This window comes from Bradyrhizobium sp. STM 3809 (assembly GCF_000239795.1).
In the GTDB taxonomy this organism is placed as follows: domain Bacteria; phylum Pseudomonadota; class Alphaproteobacteria; order Rhizobiales; family Xanthobacteraceae; genus Bradyrhizobium.
The window spans coordinates 1-25863 of the sequence record NZ_CAFJ01000738.1 but is presented as its reverse complement, the minus strand read 5'-3'; the positions used below and the strand labels follow the sequence as shown (position 1 = coordinate 25863).

General features: G+C 68.4%; 25 protein-coding genes. 13 read left to right on the top strand and 12 right to left on the bottom strand.

Translation table 11 applies throughout. From position 1 onward, the window contains the following. Positions 1-421: 421 nt before the first annotated feature. On the top strand, positions 422-1726 hold the full coding sequence (locus tag BRAS3809_RS31690; protein WP_008966097.1) for a PQQ-dependent sugar dehydrogenase: 1305 nt from the start codon (positions 422-424) through the stop codon (positions 1724-1726). Between the two features lie 198 nt (positions 1727-1924). Here the strand turns inward: BRAS3809_RS31690 and BRAS3809_RS31685 are convergent, their stop codons facing one another. Beyond that, entirely contained in the window at positions 1925-2173 is a 249-nt protein-coding gene (locus tag BRAS3809_RS31685; RefSeq protein ID WP_008966096.1) for a hypothetical protein, read from the bottom strand. Positions 2174-2390: 217 nt separating this feature from the next. Here BRAS3809_RS31685 and BRAS3809_RS36920 point away from each other — a divergent pair, with 217 nt between their 5' ends. Then, on the top strand, positions 2391-2564 hold the full coding sequence (locus tag BRAS3809_RS36920; protein ID WP_008966095.1) for a hypothetical protein: 174 nt from the start codon (positions 2391-2393) through the stop codon (positions 2562-2564). 154 nt (positions 2565-2718) lie between these two features. Here BRAS3809_RS36920 and BRAS3809_RS31680 read toward each other — a convergent pair whose 3' ends face one another. After that, complete coding sequence (locus BRAS3809_RS31680) at positions 2719-3600, bottom strand: NAD-dependent protein deacetylase (RefSeq protein WP_008966094.1); 882 nt, start codon at positions 3598-3600, stop codon at positions 2719-2721. A 45-nt stretch (positions 3601-3645) separates the two neighbouring features. On the opposite strand from BRAS3809_RS31680, the gene BRAS3809_RS36915 reads away from it, so the two are divergent. After that, complete coding sequence (locus BRAS3809_RS36915; RefSeq protein WP_170323360.1) at positions 3646-3798, top strand: hypothetical protein; 153 nt, start codon at positions 3646-3648, stop codon at positions 3796-3798. A gap of 3 nt (positions 3799-3801) precedes the next feature. On the opposite strand, the gene BRAS3809_RS31675 is transcribed toward BRAS3809_RS36915, so the two are convergent. Genes BRAS3809_RS31675 through BRAS3809_RS31655 form a run of 5 tightly spaced genes read right to left on the bottom strand, consistent with a single transcriptional unit; the run spans position 3802 to position 8482 of the window. Continuing rightward, positions 3802-4707 (bottom strand): polysaccharide deacetylase family protein, encoded by a 906-nt coding sequence (locus BRAS3809_RS31675; protein ID WP_008966093.1) that lies wholly within the window; start codon positions 4705-4707, stop codon positions 3802-3804. A gap of 4 nt (positions 4708-4711) precedes the next feature. Continuing rightward, positions 4712-5512, bottom strand: coding sequence for an ABC transporter permease (locus BRAS3809_RS31670; RefSeq protein ID WP_240535818.1), 801 nt, complete (start codon positions 5510-5512; stop codon positions 4712-4714). Continuing rightward, positions 5509-6375 (bottom strand): ABC transporter permease, encoded by an 867-nt coding sequence (locus tag BRAS3809_RS31665; RefSeq protein ID WP_008966091.1) that lies wholly within the window; start codon positions 6373-6375, stop codon positions 5509-5511. Before BRAS3809_RS31665 ends, BRAS3809_RS31670 begins: the two co-directional genes overlap by 4 nt. Next, a complete protein-coding gene (locus BRAS3809_RS31660; RefSeq protein WP_008966090.1) occupies positions 6372-7451 on the bottom strand; it encodes an ABC transporter ATP-binding protein in 1080 nt (359 codons plus the stop codon). The genes BRAS3809_RS31665 and BRAS3809_RS31660 overlap by 4 nt, the downstream gene beginning before the upstream one ends. Then, on the bottom strand, positions 7448-8482 hold the full coding sequence (locus tag BRAS3809_RS31655; protein ID WP_008966089.1) for an extracellular solute-binding protein: 1035 nt from the start codon (positions 8480-8482) through the stop codon (positions 7448-7450). The genes BRAS3809_RS31660 and BRAS3809_RS31655 overlap by 4 nt, the downstream gene beginning before the upstream one ends. A gap of 197 nt (positions 8483-8679) precedes the next feature. Between BRAS3809_RS31655 and BRAS3809_RS31650 the strand changes: the two genes are divergently transcribed. After that, positions 8680-9417 (top strand): GntR family transcriptional regulator, encoded by a 738-nt coding sequence (locus tag BRAS3809_RS31650; RefSeq protein WP_008966088.1) that lies wholly within the window; start codon positions 8680-8682, stop codon positions 9415-9417. A 9-nt stretch (positions 9418-9426) separates the two neighbouring features. On the opposite strand, the gene BRAS3809_RS31645 is transcribed toward BRAS3809_RS31650, so the two are convergent. Further along, positions 9427-11523 carry an adenylate/guanylate cyclase domain-containing protein gene (locus tag BRAS3809_RS31645; RefSeq protein ID WP_008966087.1) on the bottom strand — a complete coding sequence of 699 codons (2097 nt, stop codon included), beginning with the start codon at positions 11521-11523 and terminating at the stop codon, positions 9427-9429. A 282-nt stretch (positions 11524-11805) separates the two neighbouring features. Between BRAS3809_RS31645 and BRAS3809_RS31640 the strand changes: the two genes are divergently transcribed. The 4 genes from BRAS3809_RS31640 to BRAS3809_RS31625 are packed head-to-tail and all read left to right on the top strand — an operon-like array spanning position 11806 to position 14371. Continuing rightward, entirely contained in the window at positions 11806-12111 is a 306-nt protein-coding gene (locus BRAS3809_RS31640) for a BufA1 family periplasmic bufferin-type metallophore (RefSeq protein ID WP_008966086.1), read from the top strand. 40 nt (positions 12112-12151) lie between these two features. Further along, the gene (bufB, locus tag BRAS3809_RS31635; protein WP_008966085.1) at positions 12152-13072 is read left to right on the top strand and encodes an MNIO family bufferin maturase; all 921 of its coding nucleotides are present in this window, start codon (positions 12152-12154) and stop codon (positions 13070-13072) included. After that, positions 13059-13841, top strand: coding sequence for an HvfC/BufC N-terminal domain-containing protein (locus BRAS3809_RS31630; RefSeq protein WP_008966084.1), 783 nt, complete (start codon positions 13059-13061; stop codon positions 13839-13841). The genes bufB and BRAS3809_RS31630 overlap by 14 nt, the downstream gene beginning before the upstream one ends. After that, entirely contained in the window at positions 13841-14371 is a 531-nt protein-coding gene (locus BRAS3809_RS31625) for a DoxX family protein (protein ID WP_035659837.1), read from the top strand. The genes BRAS3809_RS31630 and BRAS3809_RS31625 overlap by 1 nt, the downstream gene beginning before the upstream one ends. Here BRAS3809_RS31625 and BRAS3809_RS31620 read toward each other — a convergent pair. Both BRAS3809_RS31620 and BRAS3809_RS31615 read right to left on the bottom strand, forming a co-directional pair. Next, positions 14311-15906 (bottom strand): hypothetical protein, encoded by a 1596-nt coding sequence (locus BRAS3809_RS31620; RefSeq protein WP_052523517.1) that lies wholly within the window; start codon positions 15904-15906, stop codon positions 14311-14313. The two genes, BRAS3809_RS31625 and BRAS3809_RS31620, sit on opposite strands and share 61 nt — an antisense overlap. Positions 15907-16356: 450 nt before the next feature. After that, the gene (locus tag BRAS3809_RS31615; RefSeq protein ID WP_008966081.1) at positions 16357-17865 is read right to left on the bottom strand and encodes a bifunctional class I SAM-dependent methyltransferase/glycosyltransferase family 2 protein; all 1509 of its coding nucleotides are present in this window, start codon (positions 17863-17865) and stop codon (positions 16357-16359) included. A gap of 513 nt (positions 17866-18378) precedes the next feature. Here BRAS3809_RS31615 and BRAS3809_RS31610 point away from each other — a divergent pair. Next, positions 18379-18627, top strand: a complete 249-nt coding sequence (locus tag BRAS3809_RS31610) for a hypothetical protein (RefSeq protein ID WP_008966080.1) — start codon at positions 18379-18381, stop codon at positions 18625-18627. A gap of 29 nt (positions 18628-18656) precedes the next feature. On the opposite strand, the gene BRAS3809_RS37675 is transcribed toward BRAS3809_RS31610, so the two are convergent. After that, positions 18657-19151 carry a YchJ family protein gene (locus BRAS3809_RS37675; RefSeq protein ID WP_008966079.1) on the bottom strand — a complete coding sequence of 165 codons (495 nt, stop codon included), beginning with the start codon at positions 19149-19151 and terminating at the stop codon, positions 18657-18659. Between the two features lie 159 nt (positions 19152-19310). Here BRAS3809_RS37675 and BRAS3809_RS31600 point away from each other — a divergent pair, with 159 nt between their 5' ends. The 4 genes from BRAS3809_RS31600 to BRAS3809_RS31585 all read left to right on the top strand — a co-directional run bounded on the left by BRAS3809_RS31600 (position 19311) and on the right by BRAS3809_RS31585 (position 25270). Continuing rightward, positions 19311-20513 (top strand): hypothetical protein, encoded by a 1203-nt coding sequence (locus tag BRAS3809_RS31600; protein ID WP_008966078.1) that lies wholly within the window; start codon positions 19311-19313, stop codon positions 20511-20513. 158 nt (positions 20514-20671) lie between these two features. After that, complete coding sequence (locus BRAS3809_RS31595) at positions 20672-21829, top strand: hypothetical protein (protein ID WP_008966077.1); 1158 nt, start codon at positions 20672-20674, stop codon at positions 21827-21829. 515 nt (positions 21830-22344) lie between these two features. Further along, a complete protein-coding gene (locus BRAS3809_RS31590; protein ID WP_008966076.1) occupies positions 22345-23388 on the top strand; it encodes a hypothetical protein in 1044 nt (347 codons plus the stop codon). Between the two features lie 196 nt (positions 23389-23584). After that, on the top strand, positions 23585-25270 hold the full coding sequence (locus BRAS3809_RS31585; protein ID WP_008966075.1) for a methyl-accepting chemotaxis protein: 1686 nt from the start codon (positions 23585-23587) through the stop codon (positions 25268-25270). Between the two features lie 33 nt (positions 25271-25303). Here the strand turns inward: BRAS3809_RS31585 and BRAS3809_RS31580 are convergent, their stop codons facing one another. After that, positions 25304-25645: an MmcQ/YjbR family DNA-binding protein gene (locus tag BRAS3809_RS31580; protein WP_008966074.1), complete on the bottom strand. Its 342-nt coding sequence runs from the start codon at positions 25643-25645 to the stop codon at positions 25304-25306. Positions 25646-25863: the final 218 nt, after the last annotated feature.

The following is a 25863-nucleotide window of genomic DNA, read 5'->3' as shown; positions in this document are numbered from 1 at the left end:
GGAGGGGCCAGCGGAAAGCCCCGTGCTGCAAACAGGTCCATGAAAGACAAGTAGCGTGTTCATGGAAAGGGTAAGCACCGCATCCGGTCCGGTCACGCCGCCCGCGTCAGCGAAGCCGTCTTCGCGGCGCTCCTCACCATGAGGGTTTGGCATCGAGGGCGGCGCTGCACGCTGGTTTGGGGATGGGGACAAGATCGATGCATCGCCCGTGGGGACCCCCACCTCCGCCCCCCTCCCGCAAGGAGAAGGGCGTCACTCGCAGCGCTCGTGTGGCGGACATCGGCGGCCTGTTCCGCAGCCCCGCTCCGCCGCGCACGCAGTTGTCACGTTGGGCGTGGTAGATCATAACCAAATCGTCTTTTCCGCCATCGCCCGATGGCCGCTCATCCCATCCGTCGATCCAGCCCGAAACAGGACTCCTATGACCACGCTTTCCTCCATCGTCGCGCGCGGTGTCGCGCTGGTTGGCAATGCGGCGCTGCAGTGGCGCAAGCTGCAAGGGGACACGCCGCAGCCGGCGTGGGGGGCGGCGCCGCAGATTCCGCTGGCCAAGCCGCAGGGGATGCTGCCGACCCTGAAGATGCCGACGGCGCGGGGCTGGCGCGACGGCGAAAAGCCGGTGGCGGCGCCGGGGCTGAAGGTGAATGCGTTCGCGACCGGGCTCGACCATCCGCGCTGGATCTATGTCATGCCGGACAAGTCGGTGCTGATCGCGGAGGCGACGCAGATCCCGAGCCCGGTGCGCAACATGTTCGGCTATGCGATGCAGGCGACGATGCGCCGCGCCGCCGCGCTCGGCGTCAGCGCCAACCGCATCACGCGGCTGGTCGATGCCGATGGCGACGGCACCGCCGAGCGCCGCAACGCCTTCATGGAAAATCTCAGCCAGCCGTTCGGCATGGCGCTGGTCGGCGACACCTTCTATGTCGGCAACACCGATGGCATCGTCGCCTTCCCCTACTCGGCCGGCGCCGAGCGCATCAGCGCTGATGGCAAGCGGCTGACGACGTTCAAGCCGGGCGGGCACTGGACGCGCAGCCTGCTGGTCAGCCCGGATGGGACCAAGCTCTATGCGGGCGTCGGCTCGCTGAGCAACATCGCCGAGCAGGGCTTTGCGGTCGAGGAAGGCCGCGCCTGCATCTATGAGCTGGACATCGCAAGCGGCGCGAGCCGCATCTTCGCGGCCGGCCTGCGCAACGCGGTGGGGCTGGCGTTCGAGCCGACCACGAAGGTGCTGTGGACCGTCGTCAACGAGCGCGACGGGCTCGGCGACGAGACGCCGCCGGACTACCTCACCTCGGTGCGCGAGGGCGGCTTCTATGGCTGGCCCTATTGCTACTGGGGCAAGACGGTCGACGACCGCGTGCCGCAGGATCCGGCTGTTGTCGCCACCGCGCTGACGCCGGACTACGCGCTGGGCGGCCACACCGCCTCGCTCGGCCTGTGCTGGCTGCCCGCGGGCACGCTGCCCGGCTTCCCCCAGGGCATGGTGATCGGCCAGCACGGCTCGTGGAACCGCAGCAAGCTGTCGGGCTACAGGGTGGTGTTCATCCCGTTCGAGAACGGCAGGCCGTCGGGCCCGGCGCGCGACATCCTCACGGGCTTCCTGGCGCCCGACGAGAGCTTCTCCTATGGCCGGCCGGTCGGCGTCACGCTGGGGCCGGACGGCTCGCTGCTGGTGGCCGACGACGTCGGCAACTGCATCTGGCGCGTGACGGGGGCGTGAGCCCACCCGCTCGCGCGCGCGAGCGGCTGCCGCGCGGGCCTCTTGGTTCGAGACGCGTCGCAACGGTGACGCTCCTCACCATGAGGGTCGAGAGTCCGCGCCGAGGTCAGCCCTCGTGCCGACGGGGCTGCTGGAGACGGGTGTCTCGGGGGACGCCGGACGGCGCGACGGCTGACGGCGGTCGCCGTGGGAGCCAACTCAGTCGTGGCCGTAATACTGGCGATTGCAGTAGCGGCGGCCGGCTTCGTGCTTCGCGGCGCGCTGGGCCGGGCTGGCATTGGCCGGCATCAGGAAGTCGCCGTAGGCGAACAGCTGCAGGCACCTGATGTAGTCCTTGTTGCCGAGCCATTCCCAGCCGGCCTTGGCCGGCGATGCCGGCGCTGACGCGGCCAGGCCGGCGGTGGCGACGATGAGAGCGGCGGCGAGAAGGCGAAGATTGGACGTCATGATCATATCCCCCTGACGGTTCGAGGCTGCCTCGTGCAGCCGATGGGGAGAGCATGACGATCGCGGCGCGCGGCTTCCGTGACGGTCCGCACAGAGGGTTGATCGCCGCGTGCCGCCGCAACGCGCCGACGTGAGCGCCTGCGGCGAGCGGTCGCGGAACCCGTGTCATTCAGGACCGTTGTCGCCGGGACATCAGGACAGTCCCGAGGAGAGCGTCATGGCCGACAACGTCAATCCGAACCAGAAGCAGCCCGGCGAGAAGCAGGAAGGGCAGTATCACTACAATCCCGGCAATCAGTCCGGGAAGACGATCGACGCGGGCAAGCCCGAGGGCGAGCAGGTCAACAACAAGGATCGCATCGAGCAGCGCGAGGAGCCGCAGTCGCGGTGAGGTCCTCGGATTTCAGTTCTCGTCATGCCCGGGCTTGACCGCCTGCGCGGCCAAAGCCGCTTCGGCGCGGCGAAAGCCCGGGCATCCATCTCCTTGGCGAAGAGTGATGGATGGCCGGGTCAAGCCCGCCCATGACAGCTGAGAGAGTGTAGGTCTACCCCTCCAACAAGAACGCCAACGCCTCGTCGCAGGGCGCTTCCACCTTCAGCGACAGCAGGTCATCCGCGCGGGTGCGGCCGAGATTGACGGCGGCGATCGGGATGTTGCGGTCGGCGGCGGCGCGGACGAAGCGGAAGCCGGAATAGACCATCAGGGAGGTGCCGACGACGAGCATCGCGTCGGCCTGGTCGACATGCTCGCGCGCGGTCGCGACCACGTCGCGCGGCACGGTCTCGCCGAAGAACACCACGTCGGGCTTGAGGATGCCGCCGCAGGCCCGGCACGCCGGCACCGTGAACGCGGCGAAATCGACGCCGTCGAGATCGGCATCGCCGTCCGGCGCGTCGGCGGCGTCATGCGCGAGCCAGTCCGGATTGGCGTGGGCCAGCTCATGTTGGAAGTCGGCGCGCGACAGCGTCGCGCCGCAGCCCATGCAGCGGACGCGGTCGAGCCGGCCATGCAGATCGATGACGTTGCTGGCGCCCGCCGCCTGGTGCAGCCGGTCGACGTTCTGCGTCACCAGCAGCGAACTCTTGCCCCGCGCCTCCAGCCGCGCCAGCGCGTGATGCGCGCCGTTCGGCTGGGCCCGGCCGAAGCGGCGCCAGCCGACCATGCTGCGCGCCCAGTAGCGCCGGCGCGTCTCCTCGGTCCCCATGAAAGCCTGATAGGTCACCGGCGGCGTGCGCTTCCACTGCCCGTCGCTGTCGCGATAATCGGGGATGCCGGAATTGGTGCTGCAGCCGGCCCCGGTGAGGACGACGATGCGGCTGTGGCTGTCGAGGAAGGATTTCAGCGCTGCGGGATCGGCCATGACCCCGCAGATGTAGGCGCGGAGACCGGCCTGCGCCAGCCCGTGACAGCCCTGCGGCGACGGCATGAACCATTGCGCGGGCCCGCTCTTAACTCCGCGGGAGGATCATCCATGACACCCCGCAATGGACACGACCGCGGCCTGTGGCCGCTCGACGAGCCCGACGACGAGGCGGCTGCGGACGACGAACGCGACCTTGCCACCGGCGAAGGCGGCGACATCGAGCTGCCGCTCACGCCCGACGACATCGCCGAGGACGATTGAGCCTCAGCGCGCCGGCGGCACCGTCGCGAGCCAGTGCCGTGCGATGTCCGCCCGCGGCGCGATCCAGGCGGCGCCGCTGCCGGTGATGTGCGCCAGGATGCGGTCGAGCGCGCCGATCCGGCCGGGGCGGCCGATCATGCGCAGGTGCAGCCCGATCGACAGCATCTTCGGCGCCGTCGCGCCCTCGCGCGCCAGCCAGTCGAAGGCGTCGATGACATAGTCGGCGAAATCGGCGCCGCGGAAGCGCGAGCCGTTGAAGAACTGCATGTCGTTGCTGTCGAAGGCGTAGGGCAGCACCAGATGCGGCCGGCCGGCGACGGCGACGTAATACGGCACGTCGTCATTGTAGGCGTCGCTGTCGTAGAGGAAGCCGCCCTGCTCGACCAGCAGCCGGCGCGTATTGGCCGAGCTCGCCGAGCGCGTGTGCCAGCCCAGCGGCGGCTTGCCGGTGACGCGCCGGATCGTCTCCACTGTGCGCGCGATGACGCGGCGCTCCTCGCTCTCGCCCATGCCGGCGTGGCTCTGCCAGCGCCAGCCATGCGCCGACACCTCGTGGCCGCGCGCCACGGCGTCACGCGCGAGCTCCGGCGAGCGCTCGACCGCGCGGCCGCAGGCGCTGACCGTGACCTTGACGCCATGGGCGTCGAACAGATCCATGATCCGCCACCACGCCGCGCGCGTGCCGTATTCGAAATGGCTGTCGATGCAGGGATCGGGACCGTCGAGCCGGTGCACGACCTCGTAGATCGCCTCGTTGCCGGCATCGCCGTCGCTCACCGAGAATTCCGAGCCCTCCTCGAAATTGACCACCAGCGACACCGCGACACGGGCGTCGTTCGGCCAATGCGGATGCGGCGGCTTGCCGGCATAGCCGAGGAGATCGCGACCGATGATGGGTTGTGAGCTCATGTCGTCAGTCCGCGGTCCCGGCCATGCGGTGCAGACCGACCAGGCGATCGCTGATCAGGAGCAGCACCAGCGTGCCGGCGAGAATGAGGGTGGAGAGCGCGGCTAGCGTCGGATCGGGCGCCTCCTCGATATATTGCAGCATGCGGATCGGCAGCGTCTTGGAACGGACATCGGTGAGGAAGATCGAGACCGGATAGTTGTCGAACGAGGCCAGCAGGCTGAACAGGCCCGAGATCAGGAACGACGGTGCCAAGGCCGGCACCATCACGCGCAGCACGCTACCGGCATAGGTGCAGCCGAGCGTCCGCGCCGCCTCGATCAGGGTGAAGTCGAAGCGCGACAGGCCCGCGATCATGGTGCGCGCGACATAGGGCAAGGTGACCACGAGATGCGCGACCAGCAGCGCGCTCCAGGTCGCGGTGAAGCCGATCATGCGGAAATATTGCAGCAGCGCGATGCCGAGCACGAGGCCGGGCATCATCAGCGGCGACACCAAGAGCGTGCCGAGTGCCGTCGCGCCGGGCAGCCTGCCGCGCGCGATCGCGATGGCGGCGAGCGTGCCGGCGACCAGCGACAGCGCGGTCGACAGCACCGCGATCTGCAGCGACAGCGAGAGCGACGGCCAGAAGCCGTCGAGCCGGCCGATGCGGCCGTACCAGCGCAGCGACGCGCCCGACAGCGGCAAATCGAACACCGGCGTCGGCGAGAACGACGCCGCGGCGATGACGGCGAGCGGCAGCAGCAGGAACAACGCGAGGCCGATCGCGCTCACCCAGCAGACTGTCATGGCAAGGCGCGACATCATTTCGGCTCCCGCGACAACAGCGTGCTGAGCGCGACGACGATGATCGCGATCGCCAGCAGCACGACGCCGGCGGCGGCGCCGAAACCGGGCTCGCGCGCCAGCAGATAGGCCTTGGCGATGATGGTGGCGAGCGTCGGATATTTCTCGCCGATCAGCAGCGTCGGCACGACATAGGCCGACACCGACAGCGAGAACACCAGCGCGACGCCGGCGATGATGCCGGGCAGCGTCAGCGGCAGGATGACGCGAACGAACACGACGAGCGGCGAGGCACCGAGCGTCGCCGCGGCTTCCGCATAGCGGCTGTCGAGCTGCGCGACCACGGCGTAGATCGGCAGCACCATGAACGGCAGGAAGATGTTGACGGCGCCGACGATGAGCGCGGTCTGGGTGAAGATCATGCGGATCGGATCCTCGATGATCCCCAATGCGATCAGCACCGTGTTGATCAGGCCGTCGCTGCGCAGCAGGATGGTCCAGGCGAACGCCTTGACGATCACGGAGGCTGCAAGCGGCAGGAACAAGGTCGCCAGCAGGAGCGAGCGCAACGCGCCGCGCGCGCGGGCCAGCGCGAAGGCGGCGGGATAGGAGATCAGGAACGCGATCGTGGTGACCAGCAGGCCGAGCCGCAGCGAGTTCCAGATGACGCCGAGATAATAGGGCGTGCCGAGCAGGCGGATGTAATGCGCCGCGGTGACGCCGCCCTTTTGATCGAGCACGCTGACGCCGAGCAGCAGCGCCAGCGGCAGCACGAACACCAGCGCGATGATCAGCAGCGATGGCGCGACGAAGCCGAACGCGGCGAGCCGCTCGCGATCCGGCACGGGCCTTCTGACCGGGGCTGACAGCACGGCCTCCGTCATGAGGCCGCCTCCGCCGCAAAGGCGAAGGTCTCGGCGACCGGCCAGGCAAAGCGGACCTCGTCATGCACGCGCGGCACCTCGGCCTCGCGCCCCGACAGCTCGGCCAGCAGGCTGGCGCCCGCGCCGGCGTCGACATCGACCAATGTGCGCGAGCCCTGGAACACGACCGAGCGGACGCGGCCGCTGGCCGCGTTGGCACCCTCCGCAGCGCCGAGGCGGAGCTGCTCCGGGCGCGTTGCGACGATCACGGATGCGCCGGGCTGGAAGGCGCCGCGCGCCGTCAGCCGGCCGACGGGCGTCACGACATCCACCATGCCGTCCTGGCTGCCGACCACCTGTCCCGCGATGCGCGTCGACAGGCCGACGAAGTTCAGCGCGAACAGGCTGGCCGGCCGCGCATACAATTCCCGCGGCTCCGCCAGCTGCTCGATACGGCCCTTGTTCATGACGGCAACGCGGTCCGACATCGTCAGCGCCTCGTCCTGGTCATGGGTGACGAAGATCGCGGTCGCCTTCACCTCCTGCAGCAGGCGGCGCAGCTCGACCTGCATCTCCTCGCGCAGCTTGCGATCGAGCGCCGACAGCGCCTCGTCGAACAGCAGCACGTCGGGCTCGACCGCGATCGCGCGGGCCAGCGCCACGCGCTGCTGCTGGCCGCCCGACAGCGCCGAGATGCGGCGGCCGCCGAGATGGCCGAGCTTGACCAGCGACAGGGCACGCGCCACGGCGTGGTCGATCTCCGCCTTCGGCGTGCCGCGCACCTTCAGGCCGAAGGCGACGTTGCCGGCGACGGTGAGATGCGGAAACAGCGCGTAGCTCTGGAACACGACACCGACATTGCGCCGGTGCGGCGGCTCCTGGGTGAGGTCGCGTCCGGCCAGCCGGATCGTCCCGGTGTCCGGCGGCGCCAGCCCGGCGATCGCGCGCAGCAGCGTGGTCTTGCCGCAGCCGGACGGGCCGAGCAGCGTGACCAGCTCGCCGCGGCGGATGGTGAGGTCGACATGCTCGAGCACGGTCGCCGCACCATAGCGCTTCGAGACGCCGCTGATGACGAGATGCGCCGCCGCCTCGCTCATGTCATTTCCTTGCTCCAGCGATCGACCCAGCCGGCGCGGTTCTTGGCGATGAACGCCCAGTCGGGCGCGAACAGCGTGGCGGGATCGGGATAGCCTTCAGGCAGCGGCGTCGCCTGGTTGGTCGGCGCAATGAAGGCGGTCTTGGCCAGGATGCTCTGCGCCTCCGGGCTGAGATAGAAATCGATCACGGCATCGGCGAGATCGCCGGCCGGCGCGCCCGTCACCTTGGCGATGCCCGACGGCATCGAGAAGCCGCCGTCCTTCGGGATCGCGAGATCGACCGGCGAGCCGTCGGCCTTGCGGATCAGCGTGTAGGCGGAGAACTGGCCGCCGATCATCCAGGCCTCGCCCTGCTCCAAGAGATTGATGGCCTGCGGCGCGTTGGTATAGACGTTCAGCAGATTGGCCTTCAGGCTCTTCATCTTCTTGAAGGCGGCGTCGATCTCGTATTGCGCCTCCTTGAACGGCTTGCCGGTCTCGAGATGCGCGGCGGCCAGCAGGTTCCAGAAGCCTTCGGTGTTGGACAGCGAGGGGATAACGATCTTGGACTCGTATTTCGCGTCCCACAGCTCGGCCCAGCTCGTCGGCGCCGTCTTTATGCGCTTGGTCGAATAGGCGATGCCGACCCACGGTTTCTGGTAGTTGGCCCACATGCCGTCCTGGTGCACGCTGCCGTCGACCAGCCTGCCGAGATTGGGAATCGAGGACGCCGACATTTTGGTGATCAGCCCTTCGGCCGCCGCCGGCAGCATCACCGGATCGTCCATGATCACGACCGAGATCTTCGGGCTCGCCTTGTCGGCCTGCATCTTCTGCAGATTGGTCAGCGAGTTCGTGCCTTCGTAGAGCACCTTGCAGTCGAGCTTCTTCTCCAGCACCGGGAACAGGTCGGCGTTGAAGTACTTCGCGGCGCCGGCGGGGCCGCCGATCACGATCTCTTTCGGGGCGGCGCGCACCAGGGCGGGCGCGGCAACAGTGGCGGCGAAGGCCGCTCCGGTCTTCAGGAGGCTGCGGCGGGAGAAGGGCTGCATGAGAGGATCCCGTGTGAGCTGTCGCGTGACTTGCACGGAGGGATCAGCAAGCCCCATGCCAAATGTGCACATTTTTTATTGTTCATTGATCTCAATCATTTAGCCAATTGGCCGATGCGCGCTTTGCCTCTTCGCGTGCATAATGTGCACATTTTTTGGAGATGACCTGCCGCGGCTTTGAGCCTAGCTAGAGCGGCATGGCGATGCGAGCGCAGCGAATCGGGAAGGCCAATCCCGCCGAGGACGAGGCGGTGTATCAGGCCATTCTGCGCGCGCTGCTGGAGGGCAAGCTGAAGGCCGGCACCAAGCTCGCGGAGACGCCGCTGGCGTCGATCTTCGGCGTGTCGCGCGAGCGCATCCGGAAAGTGCTGCACCGGCTCGGTGCCGAGCGGCGGCTGGAGATGATTCCGAACCGCGGCGCGCGGGTGCCGCGGCCGACGCTGGAGGATGTCCGCCGTGTCTACGAGGCGCATCGCGTGCTCGAGGCCGGCGTGCTCAGCCAGCTGAGCTTGCGGATCGACGAGGTGCTGCTCGCCCGGCTCGACGCGCATCTCGCCGAGGAGCGCACCGCCGCGCAGCGCGGCGATCGCGCCGCTTCCGTCCGGCTGTCCGGCGCGTTCCATGTCCATCTCGTCGATGCCCTCGGCAATCCCGAATTGTCGCGCATGCTCGGCGACCTGCTCAGCCGTTCCTCGGTGATGGTCTCGGTGTACGAGCCGGCGGCGCAGTCGATCTGCGCGGTCGACGAGCACGGCGCGATCGTCGCGGCGCTGCGCGATCGCGACCTGCTGCGCGCGATCGCGGTGTCGCGCGAGCATTTCCTGCATGTCGAGGGGCGGCTGCGGCTCGACGAGGACGAGGCTGCGCCGACCCAGGATCTCGCCGCCGTGTTCGCCGGGCGGCGGCCGCTGCGCGGCAAACTGCGCTCGGCGTGATCGCCGCTTCTATTTCGTCGTCAGCGCCGTGACCGGCCGCCAGTGCGGGTCGGGCGCCGTCTGCGCCAGCGCCCGGCAGCGCGCGATCATCAGCTCGGCGGCGCGGTCGCCGGGCTTGAGCGCCAGCACGGCCTCGAATCCGGCCAGGGCCGCCGCGAAATCGCGCGCGCGATAATCCTGCAGGCCGCGTGCGTAGTGCGCGACGAGGCTGCGGTCGCGCGCGGTCGCCTCCGCGGCGAGGCCGATCAGCTCGTGCGCCGCCAGCCCTTCGTCGCGGCCATAGACGGCGATGCGGTCGACCTCGCGGGTCAGGACGGCATCGCCCGCCAGCCGCGCGGTGGGCTCGCCGATCAGGATGGCGGTGCCGTAGCTCTTGTTGGCGCCCTCCAGGCGGCTCGCCACGTTCACGGCATCGCCGATCACCGTGTAGTTGAGGCGCAGCGCGGAGCCGATATTGCCGACCAGCATCGGCCCGGAGTTGATGCCGATGCGGATCGTCAGCGGCCGGCCGTCGTCGTCGCGCAGCCCGCTGGCCGCGACCGCCGCCTGGCACGCCAGCGCGGCGCGGCAGCACGCCGCGGCATGATCCGGCTGCGCCGTCGGCGCGCCCCAGAACGCCATCACCGCATCGCCGATGAACTTGTCGATGGTGCCGCCATGATCGACGATGACGGTCGAGACCAGGTCGAGATAGCGCGACAGCAGCGGCACGACGCGGTCGCCCATCCGCTCCGACAGGCCGGTGAAGCCGGCGATGTCGATGAACATCACGCTGAGCTCCTGGACGTGGCCGCCGGGCCTGGCATCGACACCCTGGCGCAGCAATTGCCGGACGAGGTCGGCCGGGATGAACTTGCCGAACGACGACAGGCCCCCGGCCATCTCGTGAATGGCGCCGGACAGGCTGGCGATCTCGCGCAGCCGCGAGGGATGGCGCCGCACCTGCTCCAGCGCGAACGCCTCGACATGGCGCAGCTCCGCCACCACGCGGCCGAGCGGCGCCGCGATGACGCTGCGCGCCAGCGCCGCCGACACCAGCGCCGCGAGGACGGCGCCGATGCCGAGACCGATGATGACACGATGCAGCGCGGCATCGACCGGGCCGAGAAACTCGGCCTCCGGAATCACGGTGACCAGCGACCAGCCGGGAAACGGCAGCGGGTTGCGCGCGATCTCGAAGGCGCCGTCGCCCGACTGCACGCGGCCGCGCCAGGCGTCGTCGCCGGGAGGCGACGACCGGATCGCCTGCTGCGCGACCGGCAGCAGCGGCTGACGCCCCTGCCCCATATTGACCTCGTCCGCCGTCCCGTCGGGCGCCGCGACGACATGACCGTCGCGCTCCAGGATGAAGGCGCTGCCGGTGCGGCCGACCTGCAGCTGGGCGAGGAAGCGCGCGATCCGGGCGTGCTCGATGATGATCGCGAGCACGCCCTGCCGCTCCTGATAGACATCGATCGGCCCGGCCAGCGCGATCGCCGGCCGCGCGCCGCCGGGATGAACATCGACCTTGAACCAGCGCGGCTCATCGGCGGCGAGCCCCTCCTTGAACCAGGGCTGCTCGGCCACCTTGTAGCTGGTCGGCTCAAAGCGGCGCGACGCGAACTCGATGTCGCCCGGCACGACATCGTACTCGTCGACGCGGCGCTGGCCGGGATGGTCGGTCAGCGAGATCTCCATCATCTCCAGCCGCTGATCGCCGAGCTTGTGGGCGGCGAAGAACGAGCCGTCCGGCCAGCCGAACGCGGCCGAGGAGATCGCCGCCTGCGACTGCAGCTGCGACAGGAACACGAACTCGCGCTTGTCGGCCTCGCGGGTATCGAGCACGTTCTGCAGGAACAGCGTGCGGATCGCCGTGTGCGCGGCCTGCGCCTCGGCGACGATGGCCGTGACCTCCTTGCGCACGGCGCCGGCGATCTGCGCATTGATGGTGCTGGCGAGCTGACGGCTGATCGCCTCCGACGTCTGCCACCACAGCAGGCTCGACGCGAAGGCGGTGAGCAGGATGGCGGTCAGCACCAGCGCCGACACCGCGAAGCGGATGCTGACCGTGAGCCGCTCGCCCTCGGATGCGCCGGATCGTGCCGTGTCCTTCGCGCTGGCCATCATCGCAGGCTGGTCTCCGGCCGGCCTGGTGGGCGGCGGTCGCGACATCGAGCGGCCAGATTGCCCGCAACTGCCGTCAGGTTCAAATGCCGGCTGGCTAAGCCGACGATGCCTGCAAAGCATTGGCCCCCGACGCCGGCCTGCGCTCGACTTGGGGCAGCTCCGAGGCCCGCAATACCGCTCACGGGGTCGTGAACGGAACCGTCGCGTAACGACAACGCGGCGGCGGGCGAAGGAGGGATGCGCGTCGCCAAGCGAGCGATGCCGAACACGAGAGGGAATGTCATGTCCGCCAAGAAAACCGTCACCTCGCTGGCGCTCGCCGGCGCCGTCACCACCGCGCTCGCCAGCCTCGCCGTGGCCGGCCCGCTGACCAAGGCCGAGGTCGATGCCGCCGTGGCCGCCAAGAAGGAGAAGTGCTTCGGCATCGCGCTGAAGGGCCAGAACGACTGCGCCGCCGGTCCCGGCACCACCTGCCAGGGCACCTCGACCACCGATTTCCAGGGCAACGCCTGGAAGTTCGTCGCCGGCGGCACCTGCACCAGCATCGACGTGCCCGGCGGCAAGAAGGGCTCGCTGAAGCCGATCTGATCGACCCTCGTCACCCCCGTGCGGAAAGCGGAGACACAGCATGCGCCACGATGCCCCCCCTGCATTGTGCCCGACCCTGCCGCTTCGCTTTCCGCCGCCCCTCGGCGGCACAGCCGGCACCAGCTTCAAGCCGGCGCATCTTCCGGCGATTCTCGCCGAGCCGCCGCGGCGCGGCTTCTTCGAGGTCCATGCCGAGAACTACATGGGTGCCGGCGGTCCGCCGCATCGTCAGCTGGAGGCGATCCGAAAGGATCATCCGCTGTCGATCCACGGCGTCTGCATGTCGATCGGCGGCCCGCAGCCGCTTGATCGCGACCATCTCGCGCGCTTCCGCAACCTCGTCGCCCGCTACCAGCCGAGCCTCGTCTCCGAGCATCTGGCCTGGTCGACGCACGACACGACCTACTTCAACGACCTGCTGCCGCTGCCCTACACCGCCGCCACGCTGGCGCGGGTCTGCGACCATATCGACCAGGTGCAGAGCGCGATCCGCCGGCCGATCCTGCTGGAGAATCCGTCGACCTACGTCGCCTTCCGGGACTCGACGATGAGCGAGACGGATTTCCTCCGCGCCATCGTCAGCCGCACCGGCTGCGGGCTGCTGCTCGACGTCAACAACGTGTTCGTCTCCGCGGTCAATCATGGCTTCTCGCCGCAGCGCTATCTCGCCGACGTCCCGCTCGCCGCAGTCGGTGAGATCCATCTTGCCGGCCATTCGGTACAGACCGACGACGACGGCGCGCCGCTGCTGATCGACAGCCATGACGGCCCGGTCGCCGACGACGTGTGGGCGCTGTATGCGGGGTTGATCGCGCAGCATGGTCCTGTCCCGACGCTGATCGAGTGGGACGGCAACATACCCGACTGGCCGGTGCTGCAGGCGGAAGCCGCGGCAGCGCAGGCGATCCTGGATCGCCATGCCAAGGCCCCCGCGCCGGAGATCCGCCATGCGGCAGCCTGAGCCCTCAGCCGACTATGCCGCGCAGTTCGCCGCAGCGCTGCTGACACCGGAGCGTGCGGCCCCCGCTGCCGTCATCGGTCCGCGCGGCAACGCGGCGGCGCGCCGCTTCAACGTCTACCGCAACAACGTCACGGTCAGCCTGATCGAGTCGCTGATCGCGATCTATCCGGCGGTGCAGCGCATCACAGGTCCCGACTTCTTCCGGGCGATGGCGCGGGCGCATGTGCGCGAGACCCCGCCGAACTCGCCGCTGCTGTTCGACTATGGCCGCGACTTCCCGGCCTTCATCGCCGCCTATGAGCACGCCCAGGCGATGCCCTTCCTGCCCGACGTCGCGCGGCTCGAGCGCGCCTGGCTCGATGCCTATCACGCCGCCGACGCGGCGCCGCTCGATGCGGCGGCGCTCGCTGCCGTGCCGCCCGAGCGGCTCGCGGAGCTGCGCTTCGCCGCTCATCCCGCCACCCGCATCATACGCTCAAACTACGCCGCGGTGACGATCTTCTCCGCCAACCGCAGCGATGCACCGGTGGCCCGGATCGATGGATCTGTCGCCGAGGACGCGCTGATCACGCGGCCCGCGGACGACGTCGTCGTCCGCCGGCTGCCGCCGGGCGGTGCCGATTTCGCCAGCCGGCTGATCGCCGGGCAGCCGCTCGGCGCCGCCGCCGGCGCCGCGTTCGGGACGGCGCCGGACTTCGATCTCGCCACCAACATCGCCGGCCTGATCGAGGCCGGCGCCTTCACCGACATCCGTTTCGAGGACGCATGATGACGACCGAACAATCCATGGCGCCGAGCGCGGCGCTGACGCTGCCTGCCCTGGCCGACAGGGCCGTGCGCCTGTTGCAGCTTGCGACGCCGCTCACCTTCGTCCAGCTCGTCACGCGCGTGGCGCTGGCGGTGCCGTTCTGGCGCTCGGGCATCCTCAAATGGGAGGGCTTCCTCAAGCTCAGCGACACCGCGGTGACGCTGTTCACCGACGAGTTCATGCTGCATCTGCCGGGCGGGCCGTATCCGTTTCCGCTGCCCAAGCTGATGGCGTTCATGTCGGGCTGCGGCGAGGTCGCATTTCCGGTGCTGCTCATTCTCGGCCTCGGCACCCGCTTCGCGGCGCTCGGCCTGTTGTTCATGACCTGCATCGTCGAGCTCACCGTGCCCGACGGCTGGCCGATCCATCTGACCTGGGCGGCGATGGCGCTGACCCTGATCGCGCATGGCGCTGGCAGGCTCTCGCTCGATCACGTCCTCGGCACGCTGTTCGGCGGCGCGCACCAGGGCAGCGCCAGCCGCGGCATGTAGTAGCCGTTCCACTCGCAGATCTCCTCGGGCCCCTTGCGCTTCAGCGCCATCTTGACCGGCTCGGCCTGGCCGATGGCGACGTGCAGCACCAGCAGGGTGGCGCCGATCGGATAGACGAAGCGCGCGGCTTTGAGATCCGCAAGGCGATCGAGCAGGATCATGCCGGCGAGGATGATCAGCGGATCGGTGAACACGAAATACTCGACCTTGAGGCCGCGGCGGACGCCGAGCGCGTCGATGCCGACGGCGGCGAGTATCAGCAGCGTCGCCTGCAAAGCGACCTGCCGCTCGCCGCGGCGCCAGGCCAGGACGATGCCGGGAATGACCAGCCACGTCAGGAACACAGTCGGCCGCGCCGAGGATTGCAGCACGAACGTGTAGCGCCTGATGACGCCGAGCACGCCCGACAGCAGCAGGCCGATCGCACCGCTGATGCTGCCGGCCGCCGCGGGGGCGTCGACATAGGTGATCATCTTCTCCAGCGGATTGAGCACGACGACGACATCGTTGATGTCGTAGCTCAGCGCGAGGGCGAGCAGGCCGACGGCCGCACCGGCCGCGGCTGCCAGCAGCGCGGCGAGCGTCTCGGTTGCGCTCACCCGCCACAGCCGCGCGAACAGCAGCATGCAGACCGCGGCGAGGCCGAGCAGCGCCGACTGATAGACGCCGAAATGTCCCAGCAGCAGCGGCTTCAGCCCGGCCGCGGCGGCGTTGGCCGGCGCGAAGCCGGCGACGAGCAGGGGCCAGGCGGCGAGGGACGCGAGGATCGCGACGAGCGCCGCGGGCAGAACGGCCGCCCAGGCCCGCGGCGCGCGCCAGAACGCCACGCTCGCACTCGCCGCGCAGCCGAACGGCAACACCAGCACGGGGATCGCGGCGATCAGCAGGACCGCATGCACCTTGTTGGTGAGCCCGAGCATGCAGAGCATCGCGGCGAGGCCGACGGCGAGCGGACGGACGGCGCTGGCGCGGCGCGCGGCCATGATCAGGAGCATCAACGCCAGGATGCAGAACGAGGCCGCGATCATCTCGCTGCGCAGGATGCGCAGATGCATCTGCACGCCGCCGGAGAAGGTGAAGGCGGCGACGCCGAGCATGGCGATGCGCCAGTCTGAGACGAGCCGGCGCGCGGCCCAGGCGAAGGCGAGGATGATGCTTCCCGATGTTAGCAATGCAGCGACGCGACCGGCGTGGACGGCCGAGGCCATCGCCGCATCGAACGCCGCGCGGTCCGCGGCGTTCGGGATCGCCGACAACGTCCAGGCGTCGAGCAGGCCCAGGCGATGCAGCCCCGCGAACCAGGCCTTGACCGAGAGAATGGTGAGATAGGCAGGATGGTCGAAGAACACCTGCGCGCCGCCGTCATTCATGGCGAGCGCGTTGTAGATCACCATGAAGTCCATATCGGCGTTGCGCCAATAGACGGTGAAATAGCCGGCGGCGAGGAACGACACCAGCGACAGCAGCAGCGCAACTGCAATCCCGCCGCGCCAGCCGAACGGGGTGAGGCGGTCGAGCGGGTCGCGCTGGCGCATGGCCTTCTGCGGCGAGTTGTTCGCTTCGGTGTCCGGTCTCAGCCCTTGGACGCCAGTCACTGCGGCCTCCGATCGATGCCGCGGACACCGGGGATGTGGCCGTCCTTCGCAACGCCATCGGCGACATCCGGGTTCACCGACGACACTGTCCGAGAGCGCGGACATTGCGTCCGCGAGACCATGATGCGGGCCTCGCCCTTCGAGACGCTCGCCTTCGGCGAGCTCCTCAGGGTGAGGGTTTGACTTCGGCGCAAGGCGACGGAAGAAGCGACCGAAGCAAACACTTCGTGTCTCTCCAAGAGCACGCCGTTGGCGTGCCCATCGTTTGGGGTCCAGCGCCGCCCCCGACGCTCTCCCCTCATGGTGAGGAGCGCCGTCTTCGGCGCGTCTCGAACCATGAGGCCCGGGCAGCTGCGCTCTCTGCGACCTCGGCGCACGCCCCTCGCATCCTCAGATCGCCTTGATCTTGAAGAACGCGAACACGACCATCTTCAGCAGCATCCAGCCGTGGCGGAAGCGGGAGATCTGGGTTTCGCCGTAGCTGCGCGCGGCATAGCGGATCGGCAGGTCGATGGTTTTCAGGTTCAGCTTGGAGGCGCCGAAGATCAGGTCGAAATCGCCGAACGGGTCGAAATCGCCGAAATAGGCTTTTCCCGCCTTGAGTCTGAGATAGTCGCTGCGGCGGAGCACCTTGGTGCCGCACAGCGTGTCCGTGTAGCGCTGGTTGAGCAGCCAGGAGAACAGATACGAGAAGGTCTTGTTGGCGATCAGGTTGAGGAAGCGCATCGCGCCCTCGTCCATCGGGTAGACCAGGCGCGAGCCGTTGATGAACTCGCCCTTGCCGGTGCGCAGCGCCTCGAAGAATTTCGGCAGCTGCTCGGGCGGCATGGTGAGGTCGGCGTCCAGGATCATCAGCACGTCGCCGCGCGCCGCGTCGAAGGCGGTGAACACCGCGTCGGCCTTGCCCTTGCCGGGCTGGCGCATCAGCTTGATGTCGTGGTCCGGATAGGCGGCCCGGACCCGCTCCATCTCCTCATAGGTGCCGTCCTTGCTGTGGCCCTCGATGAAGATGATCTCGATGTCGGGACAGAACGCGGCGAGCCGCTGCACCGCCGGCTCGATGTTGCCGCGCTCGTTGCGGGCGGGGATCACGACGGTCGCCGAGCGGACGTCGCTGCCGACGCAGCGCATCGATCGCGCCACGAGATAGTGCCGCAGCGCCAGCGCGCGCAGGCCCGGCAGCACGCTGAGGAAGCGGTTGGCGAAGCGGCCGATCCCGGCAAGCCGCAGCGGCGACAGCACGCGCTGCTCGGACTTGACGGGATCGAAATCCGCCAGCACGGCGAGGTTGCGCAGGTCGGCCGGCGACAGCACGTTCTGCTCCGGCTGCGGCATGCGCCAGCCCATCGCCTCGGCTCCTTTCAGCAGCGGATACCAGAGGTGCGAGAAGTAGCCGATGACCAGCCGGGTCTCGCGCGTGCACAGGGGATGCAGCAACTCGATGAATTGCTGGCAGTCGTCGAGCGAGCCGATCGTATCCAGCACCAGGATCGCGTCGAACGGCCCGGACACCGCGGCGAACGTCGCCGGATCCTCGGCATCTCCGGCGACGAAGGTGAGGTTCGGATGGCGGGTCCGCGCGAGCGCGATCTGCGCCGGACTAAAATCGATGCCGACGCCATAGGACGGCTGCAGCGACGCCAGGGTGTCGCCAAGCCCGCAGCCGATCTCCAGCACGCGGCTGCCCGGCGGAATCAGGAAGCGCAGATAGCACTCGTCCTCGCCATGGAAAAACGCGGCCTTGTCGCGCCAGGTCGCGCGCTCCGCGGCGAAGCGGTTGGCATGATCGAGGATGGCGATCTTGCGCGGCGACAATGCCTTTGGCGCAGGCGTTTCGATTGCGCCAGCCTGCGGCTGCTCATGCGCGTCCTGCAGGACCTGACCGTCCACTTCCGCCACCTGATACCATCCTCGTTAGGAATCCCCGCCCTGTAAGGCCAGCCGGGTGGGGCGGAGTCAAGGCGGGACGACGCGGTTCGCCAACCCCGCGCCACAGCTGGCGGGCGGCACGGCAAGCGCCCGGTTACCACCGGTCTCCCGGCAGCCCCTATCGTTCATGCGGCGCGGCAGCGCCGGAGCTGTTGCAAATCGTTCGCGCCCTCCAGATGCGAGGCCGCAGGGAAGGCCGGACCTCGACTGAGGCCCGTGGCCCGCAGCGCAAAAATGCTGCCGGCAGGTCCCACGGGTCCAGCCGGACAGATCCGGCCCTTCCTGCGCGATGGTCTTCACGGCTGCTCCGCGCTCCCCAGGGACCGGCTTGTTTGCCCCCGTCACGCACGCGACGCGCCCTGAGGAAGGGGCCTCCACAGCGAGACATGCTAGATTGCTCGTGATCTGTCGCCGAGCGCCATCACCGAACCGTGCCGTCAACGGGTCGGCGCCCGACGAACAATGGAGCTAGGAGCTTTGCGAATGGCAGTTGCAACAATCGACAGCCGAGATTTTGATCTGAATCGCGCAAGGCTCGCGAGCTTGAGCGGTCCCGTCTTCATCACCGAAGATGGAAGCCCGACCCATGTGCTGCTTGGCATGAAGGACTATTTGCGATTGACTGGAGACCAAATCGGCCTGGCTGAAGCTCTCGCGCAGCCCGACGCCGACTTTGCGTTTGATCCTCCACGCATGGTGTTGGCTGCCCGGGCCCCCACCGAACTCGAATGAAGCCAGCAGCCACCGTAGTGCATTCGGTCCTAACGCCCGCAGCAGAACTTGTACTTCTTGCCGCTGCCGCAGGGACACGGATCGTTGCGCCCGACCTTCGCGCCAGTGGCGCGCTTCGGCTCGGTAACGACGGCACGGGTGTCGCCCGCAACGAAGCGCCAGGCGCCGTCGTCGTCGCGGCGGAACTGCGAGACCTCGTGATGCGCGATGGTCTTGCCGCCCTCGCGATAGGTCGCGACGAAGCTGACCACGCCGTCCTGGTCGCTCTCCGTACCACGCGTCGTCGACACGATGCGCAAGCCGAGCCAAGTCGCCCGCGTGGCCCAGGCCTGCGCCGCGACCGCATCGAAGGCGCCGCGCTGATCTGCGGCCAGCGTCGCCGCGATGTAGCCGATGTCGCCGCGCGTATAGGCCGTATAGCGCGACCGCATCAGCGCCTCGGCAGTCGGCGGCGATGCGTCACCGCGCAGATAGCGATCGCAGCAGCGGTCGAAGGGAAGCGGTGATCCGCAGGGGCATGGCATGCGGTGACCCCTAGCATCGATGAGTGGTGATGAAAATCGCGGACCGGCCGCCGGGCCCCGCGCATCGGCTCATCAACTCGTGACGCCCAACGGCTTCCCTGCGCCGCAGATTGATCGTATCGAACCGCGGCTGCGATCCGGACGACCGAGGTTCTGCACATGTTGACCGCCATCCGACTGATGCTGCTCGCGCTCGTCATCCTCCTCGAACAGAACGCCGCAATCGCGCAGGACCGTCACGATCGGCAGTCGCGTGTCCGCAGTGCGGTGTTTGCCGAAGGACGGCTCTGGTTGCTCGACGATGGGGGCCGGTTGTCGAAAATGGCCGAAGGCGAGGAACGTGTCGACGTGACCGCGCCTGAGCCGGCGATCGCGCTGTTCGTCGAAGGCGGCCGCGTCGCGATCGTCACCTGCCAGCCGGAATGCGGCTGGCGCAAGCGTCCCGCTGAGCGATGGATGGTGCACCGGCGCGTCGGCGATGCCTGGGAGACCGTGGCCGAGATCGCCACGAAAGGCGAGCAGTTCGTGGCCGCGACGGCGTCCATGCTGCTGACGGACAGCCGGATGATCGACCTCGCCCATGATGGCGCAGCGGAGATGGCTTTCACCGTGTCAGCCACGGCTAAGCCCGCCGCACCGAAGCCGTTGGAGGAGAACAAGGGTTTCAGATACGGCGGAGGCATCATGTTCTTGCAGGATGGCAGAAGCGTCGATATCGACGACGGCAGACCATGGGACACGGCCACTTCCTTGCCATCCCCAACACCAGCGCCCGACCGCCCAATGCCGTTGAAGGGGTGGGCCAGCGCCGTGCTGGTGACGCCGAAGCATGTCTTCGTCGGCTACGCTGGCGGCGAATTTGGTGGTGGGCTGCAGCGGATCGATCGCGTCACCGGGGAGGTCTCCGAGATCGATGAGATCGACGGCCACAACGTCAAGGGTCTCGCCACCATTCCGTGGAAGCCGGATTGCACCGCCGTCGCCATCGGGCTGATCCATTTTGTCGCGAGCGGGCGCATCGTGGAAGTCTGCGACAGCTCGGTGCGGACGATCTATGAGCATGTCATCCCGGCGTCGACCTACGAGTCGCCAGATGGGCGAAAAGATTGCCCTTGGTTCGCGCAGACGACCGCGTTCTTCGGGCTGCAGCAGCGCGGCGGCGACCTGCTCGCGGTCGGCAATGACGGGCTGTACCAGATCGGTGAAGGCGACCGCGCGCAACAGATGCCGTTTCCCCCATTCAAGCCGGACGGCAGGCTCGGCGTCAGCTTCGACCTGTCGGACGCCGTGCTGGTGGCGCTCATGGGCCCTCAAGCCCCGCCGTCCCAGAACAACGGCGCACTGATGCTCGTCCCGCGCTAGGGGCACCCGCAGTATCGGACGGGCGGGCGTACAAGGTACAGGCGCGCCGGAAACGGAGACATGTCAGACGGCGCATCTTTGCGTCAATGCATTCCCGCCGCCGCCAGTTGATCGTATCGATCTGACGGACCCGCACATAGCCGCCGAGGTATCGCGACATGATCATACGCGTGACGAGATGCGTCTTCATCGGACTCGTGCTGCTAGCTGGCTTTGCGCAGGCAGCCCGGCGAGCCCTCGCCGATCAGGATCCGCTGATCCTGCGGGCCGTGTTTGCCGAGCAACGGCTCTGGCTGGTCGGCAGCGACGGCGAGTTGTCGAGCATCGCGGAAAATGGCGAACGGCTCGACGCGGCCATGCCGGACCGTGTCCTGGACCTTTTCGTGCAGGAGGGACGAGTGGTGATCGTGACCTCCCAGCGAAAAACCTGCGCGCAGTGGATGGCAAACCCAAACGCGCTGTGGACGGTGCGCCGCCGCGTGGGCACAGGATGGGAGACGGTGGCTGAGATTGCCTGTCGTGGCGAGACTCTGGTCACTGCTGGTGCAACTGGCGAGACGATCACGCTGTTGACTGAGCAGCGGATCATCAATCTCACAGGCGGCTCGCAGTCGGAGACGACGCTTTCCCGCTCGTCCTCCGACGAATTGTCTCGCATGTTCGATCCGTCGAGACCGCTCGATCAGCAGCAGGCCACGATAAACTTCCCGTTTCCGCTCACTTATTTGTATCGGCTCGGATCCGGGCCATCGCGGAGGGCAGGGCTGGTCGGAGCTATGCTGGTGACGCCGGCGCATATCTTTGTCGGCTACAACGCCGGCGAGTTCGGTGGCGGCCTGAAGCGGATCGATCGCGCAACGGGCGCCATTTTCGATATCGGCGATGACGAGCCAATCCATGGGATCGTGAGCATCCCCTGGAAGCCGGACTGCGTCGCCATTGCTGTCGGCCTCGTTCACATGGTTGCGTCGGGACGGATCATGGAAGTCTGTGACCACTCCGTTCGCGTCCTGTACGAGCGTAAAGTGTCCGAAGAGACCGTGAGCAATGCGGACGGACGGACGGGATGGATCCCAGAGCATACGACGGCATTCTTCGGGCTCATGCGGACGGGCGAGGATCTGCTCGCAGCAGGTCATGACGGCCTGTACCGGATCAGCTCTGGCGACGTGGTCCGGCAAATCCCGCTTCCGCATTTCAAGGACATCGGAGGGATCGCGGTGAGCTTCGACATTCCCGACCTCGCGCTGGTTCTGACAAGCGCGAACCAGCGCTTCTCACTGAGTGGCCTCACACCGCTGTTGGTGGCGCGCTAGGCGGGCCGTTCGCGCGCATCGGTCTCGTGGATGTCTGGGCGCGGAGCGTTCGACTATCGCACGAACGACGCCACTTGGCGCGACGGCCAACACCCCACGCGGCCGCTCACGCGGCAGTTGTGACTCCAAAGCCGCAGCTCGCCACTGTTCACCGCTCCTCGACCAGCCACACGCGCCGCGCGGTTTCGAAACCGGCGAATCCGTGTTAACCATCGGTTAAGAACAAGGGTGTTGGGCAAATGCTGACCGGCCCGGCCCCGCGCGGACCAGAACCTTCCGGGCGCCGCCTCATTACGTGGCGCCTGTGACCGCAGCCCTCCGCATCATCGGCGGATGGGCGCGTGAGATGCCCTCGATTTCTTCGCGCGAAGCCAGCCAGGCCGCAAGACACGAGGCCCGCCTTCGATACGGGCCGCTGCTCATCTCCCGACTGTTGAGTGACCCCGATGCCGGCGCGATCCGCGCTGCGTGCAAACGCAGAGGCGTGCCCATCGCCAACCGCTGGAGCAGCCCCGATGGCTGATGAGTCTGTCGTCGCCTCGATCATCCCCTGGCGAGAGCCGAAGACGGCCAAGCCGCGCCCGAAGCGCGCCAAGGTCGTCAAGCCGCGGCCGAGATCGAAAGCCGAAAAGGCCGAGAAGACCAGGGCCGCCGCGCTCGATGACGAGATGCTGGCATCCGAGACCTTGATCATGCCGGACTTCCTCGAGCTCGTGAACGAGCCGGCGAAGGCCTCCGCCGCCGAGCCGCAACGCACAGAAGCAGCGGCCAGCGCGGCCGCAGCCGCGATCCCGGCGGCCGCGAGTCCTCTGCCCGCCCCCCCGGTCCCGACGAGTCCCGCCATCGTGACGCCGCGCGAAGCGCCCGCGGCGAGCGGGGACGAGATCGTTGCGCAGGTGAAGCCGGCGCGGCCGCGCATCACCGCCTCGTCGATCCTGCTGCAGCTCGCCGCGCTCGCGCTGGCGGCGGTCGGCATGGCGATGAACGGCTGGTTCGCGCATTCGCTCGGCTCGAACAGCACCGCCGGCTACATGTTCCTCGCCGTCGGCGTCACCGCCGACCTCGTCGCGCTTGTCATGCCGACCTGCGCGGCGCGGCTGTGGCAGGCCCGGCATCGCGCCTCTGCGCTGACCGGCTGGGCGGTGTGGCTGATGACCTTCGTGTTCGCGGTCACTGCCGGCATCGGCTTCGCCTCCACCAACATCAGCGACGTCACGCTCGCTCGCGCCTCGCGCGTCACGCCCGCGGTGCAGGCGGCGCAGACCGCGCTCTCCGACGCGATGGCCGCGCGGGACCGCGAGTGCAAGGGCGGCGTAGGAAAGTTCTGCAGGGAGCGCGAGGCGGCGGTCGCCGAGCGGCGGCAGGCGCTGGATGTCGCGATGGCCGCGGTCAGCCAGACCGCGGACCCGCAGACCGAGGCCGCCATCAAGCTGGTGGCCTGGGTATCGCGCGGCACGGTGAGGCCCTCCGCCGACGACTTCGTCATGCTCCGTCTGGTGCTGCTCGCGCTGCTGCCGCAGATCGGCGGCATCCTGCTGATGGTCGGACGCCGGGTGTGACCTCGGCTTGACGACCGGTACCTCGATGCCGAAACGACCGATGCTCGCGGCGCGAGAGATCGATTTCGCTTCACGCTTTACGACGCGTTAATGCCAACACGGCAACTCTAGCCGCTCGCGGGCAATGCCGGCCGCTGCACCAACACCCGTGCGCGCCGCGCAGGCGGGCCCGCAGGCTCGTTCGGGGAAAGCTGCCGTGCTCAACAACATGTCGATCAGAACCAAACTTCTCGGCGCCGTGCTGGCGATGGCGGTCGGCGTCTGCTGCGTTACCGGCGTCGCGCTGTGGTCGATGTATCAGCGCATGTATCAGGACCGGGTCGCGGTGCTGAAGGCGCTGGTCGAGTCGGGTTACAGTCTCGCCGAAAAGTACGAGGCCGCGGCCGCGAGCGGCCAGATGTCGCGCGAGGAGGCGCAGGCGCGCTTCAAGGACGCGCTGCTCAAGATGCGCTACTCGGGCGACGAATATCTGTTCGCGCACACCTTCGACCAGATCGGCTTCGCGCATCCGAGCCCGAAGCTGATGGGCAAGGACGTCTCCGGCATCAAGGACAGCCGCGGCGTGCCGGTGATCCCCGCGCTGATCGAGATCGTGCGCACCCGGAACGAGGGCACCTATGCCTATGACTGGCCGCTGCGTCCCGACGATCCGAAGACGGCCGTCAAGCTGTCCTACGTGAAGGGCTTCAAGCCCTGGAACATCTTCATCGGCACCGGTGTGTTCGTCGACGACATCTGGAGCGACTTCATCGCCATGGTGCTCAAGATCGCCGGCGTCATCGCGCTGCTGGCGCTGCCCGCCGTCGGCCTCGTCGGCCTGGTCGGCTTCGCGGTCAGCCGCAGCATCCGCCGGATCAGCACGGCGATGCAGGCGCTGGCGGAGGGCGATCTCTCGGTCGAGCTGCCCGGCGCCGAGCGTGGCGACGAGGTCGGGCAGATGGCCCGCGCCACGCAGTTCTTCCGCGACCGCATGGTCGAAAGCCAGCGGCTGCGCGCCGAGCAGGACGCGCTGCAGGCCAATGCCGCCGCACAGCGCAAGCAGGACATGCAGCGCCTCGCCGACGAGTTCGAGCAGGCGGTCGGCACGATCATCGAGACGGTGTCGCAGGCGGCCGGAAATCTCGAGCGCTCCGCCGACACGCTGACCGCGAGCGCCGACCGCTCGCAGGTCCTGACGCAGAACGTCACGGCGGCCTCCGGCGAGGCCTCCAGCAACGTGCAATCGGTCGCGGCGGCGACCGAGGAGCTGAGTTCGTCGATCACCGAGATCAGCCGCCAGGTGCAGAGCTCGTCGCGCATGGCGAGCGAAGCCGTGACGCGGGCGCGGCGGACCAACGACCGGGTCGGCGAGCTCGCCAAGGCCGCGAGCAGCATCGGCGACATCGTCGCGCTGATCAACGGCATCGCCGAGCAGACCAATTTGCTCGCGCTCAACGCCACGATCGAGGCGGCGCGCGCGGGCGAAGCCGGCCGCGGCTTCGCCGTGGTCGCCTCCGAGGTCAAGCAGCTCGCCGAGCAGACCGCGAAGGCGACCGGCGAGATCGGCGAGCAGGTCAGCGGCATGCAGACCGCCACCGGCGAGTCGGTCGCCGCGATCAAGGAGATCGGCGACACCATCGACGGGCTTTCCGAGATCGCAGCGGCGATCGCGGCCGCGATCGAGGAACAGGGTGCCGCGACGCAGGAGATCTCGCGCAACGTCCAGCAGGCGGCGCACGGGACGCATCGCGTCTCCCAAGGCGTCTCCGACGTGCAGCGCGGCGCCTCCGAGACCGGCCAGGCCTCGGCGCAGGTGCTGACCGCCGCGCGCTCGTTGTCGGCCGAAAGCGCCAATCTCAAGCAGAAGGTCGGCGCCTTCCTCACCTCCGTCCGCGCCGCCTGACGCCGGACGGACGCGCGACGTCGCGCTGGCGGCTCAGCGGAGCTTCTTGCCGGAGCCCGGCTTGCGCGGTGGCCGGTCGGCGGCGCTCCAGGCGCTCTCGACGACGGTTCGCAACAGTCCGGCGTCGACCACCGCCAGCGTCACGGTGGTCCAGCCCTGATCGCCCCATTTGTTGGGGACCCGGCGAAACGCGCCCGGCGCGAGGCCGGCATAATGCTCCTGCTCGTCGGGCGTGAGGAGGACGTTGGCGGAGGCGCCGTCGCCGGCCAGCGTGGCGAACGTCCGGTGCCGCTTGAACGCCGTGCGATCGAAATGCGGCGCTGCGCTGGTTCCGGCGAACGACAGCGCCAGCGCGCGGAATTCGGCAGCGGTCATGTCGGCGGCATCTCGTGCGCTCCTGTCGAGCTGAAGAATAACATCTGAAAGCCACGCATCGCCATCGCGATGGTGCGCCCGCAGGCGTCGCCGCGCGCCGCGCCATGGTCACGCAAGCGTGCGCGCGATGCCGCGGCTCCGCGGCGCCGGCTTGACGCAGATCAAAACGATACAGTTTTGTTTTTGCATATTGACGCCCCGGGGCCGCGGATCACGGG

What these genes read in the sequence shown, in the direction of transcription:
- BRAS3809_RS31600 (WP_008966078.1), top strand. Translation starts at nt 19,311, where the DNA reads ATGTTGACCGCCATCCGACTGATGCTGCTCGCGCTCGTCATCCTCCTC.
- BRAS3809_RS31595 (WP_008966077.1), top strand. Translation starts at nt 20,672, where the DNA reads ATGATCATACGCGTGACGAGATGCGTCTTCATCGGACTCGTGCTGCTA.
- BRAS3809_RS31690 (WP_008966097.1), top strand. Translation starts at nt 422, where the DNA reads ATGACCACGCTTTCCTCCATCGTCGCGCGCGGTGTCGCGCTGGTTGGC.
- BRAS3809_RS31645 (WP_008966087.1), bottom strand. Translation starts at nt 11,523, where the DNA reads ATGATGGCCAGCGCGAAGGACACGGCACGATCCGGCGCATCCGAGGGC.
- BRAS3809_RS31650 (WP_008966088.1), top strand. Translation starts at nt 8,680, where the DNA reads ATGGCGATGCGAGCGCAGCGAATCGGGAAGGCCAATCCCGCCGAGGAC.
- bufB (WP_008966085.1), top strand. Translation starts at nt 12,152, where the DNA reads ATGCGCCACGATGCCCCCCCTGCATTGTGCCCGACCCTGCCGCTTCGC.
- BRAS3809_RS31610 (WP_008966080.1), top strand. Translation starts at nt 18,379, where the DNA reads ATGGCAGTTGCAACAATCGACAGCCGAGATTTTGATCTGAATCGCGCA.
- BRAS3809_RS31680 (WP_008966094.1), bottom strand. Translation starts at nt 3,600, where the DNA reads ATGCCGTCGCCGCAGGGCTGTCACGGGCTGGCGCAGGCCGGTCTCCGC.
- BRAS3809_RS36920 (WP_008966095.1), top strand. Translation starts at nt 2,391, where the DNA reads ATGGCCGACAACGTCAATCCGAACCAGAAGCAGCCCGGCGAGAAGCAG.
- BRAS3809_RS31620 (WP_052523517.1), bottom strand. Translation starts at nt 15,906, where the DNA reads ATGCGCCAGCGCGACCCGCTCGACCGCCTCACCCCGTTCGGCTGGCGC.
- BRAS3809_RS36915 (WP_170323360.1), top strand. Translation starts at nt 3,646, where the DNA reads ATGACACCCCGCAATGGACACGACCGCGGCCTGTGGCCGCTCGACGAG.
- BRAS3809_RS37675 (WP_008966079.1), bottom strand. Translation starts at nt 19,151, where the DNA reads ATGCCATGCCCCTGCGGATCACCGCTTCCCTTCGACCGCTGCTGCGAT.
- BRAS3809_RS31630 (WP_008966084.1), top strand. Translation starts at nt 13,059, where the DNA reads ATGCGGCAGCCTGAGCCCTCAGCCGACTATGCCGCGCAGTTCGCCGCA.
- BRAS3809_RS31685 (WP_008966096.1), bottom strand. Translation starts at nt 2,173, where the DNA reads ATGACGTCCAATCTTCGCCTTCTCGCCGCCGCTCTCATCGTCGCCACC.
- BRAS3809_RS31670 (WP_240535818.1), bottom strand. Translation starts at nt 5,512, where the DNA reads ATGATGTCGCGCCTTGCCATGACAGTCTGCTGGGTGAGCGCGATCGGC.
- BRAS3809_RS31675 (WP_008966093.1), bottom strand. Translation starts at nt 4,707, where the DNA reads ATGAGCTCACAACCCATCATCGGTCGCGATCTCCTCGGCTATGCCGGC.
- BRAS3809_RS31665 (WP_008966091.1), bottom strand. Translation starts at nt 6,375, where the DNA reads ATGACGGAGGCCGTGCTGTCAGCCCCGGTCAGAAGGCCCGTGCCGGAT.
- BRAS3809_RS31655 (WP_008966089.1), bottom strand. Translation starts at nt 8,482, where the DNA reads ATGCAGCCCTTCTCCCGCCGCAGCCTCCTGAAGACCGGAGCGGCCTTC.
- BRAS3809_RS31660 (WP_008966090.1), bottom strand. Translation starts at nt 7,451, where the DNA reads ATGAGCGAGGCGGCGGCGCATCTCGTCATCAGCGGCGTCTCGAAGCGC.
- BRAS3809_RS31625 (WP_035659837.1), top strand. Translation starts at nt 13,841, where the DNA reads ATGACGACCGAACAATCCATGGCGCCGAGCGCGGCGCTGACGCTGCCT.
- BRAS3809_RS31580 (WP_008966074.1), bottom strand. Translation starts at nt 25,645, where the DNA reads ATGACCGCTGCCGAATTCCGCGCGCTGGCGCTGTCGTTCGCCGGAACC.
- BRAS3809_RS31640 (WP_008966086.1), top strand. Translation starts at nt 11,806, where the DNA reads ATGTCCGCCAAGAAAACCGTCACCTCGCTGGCGCTCGCCGGCGCCGTC.
- BRAS3809_RS31590 (WP_008966076.1), top strand. Translation starts at nt 22,345, where the DNA reads ATGGCTGATGAGTCTGTCGTCGCCTCGATCATCCCCTGGCGAGAGCCG.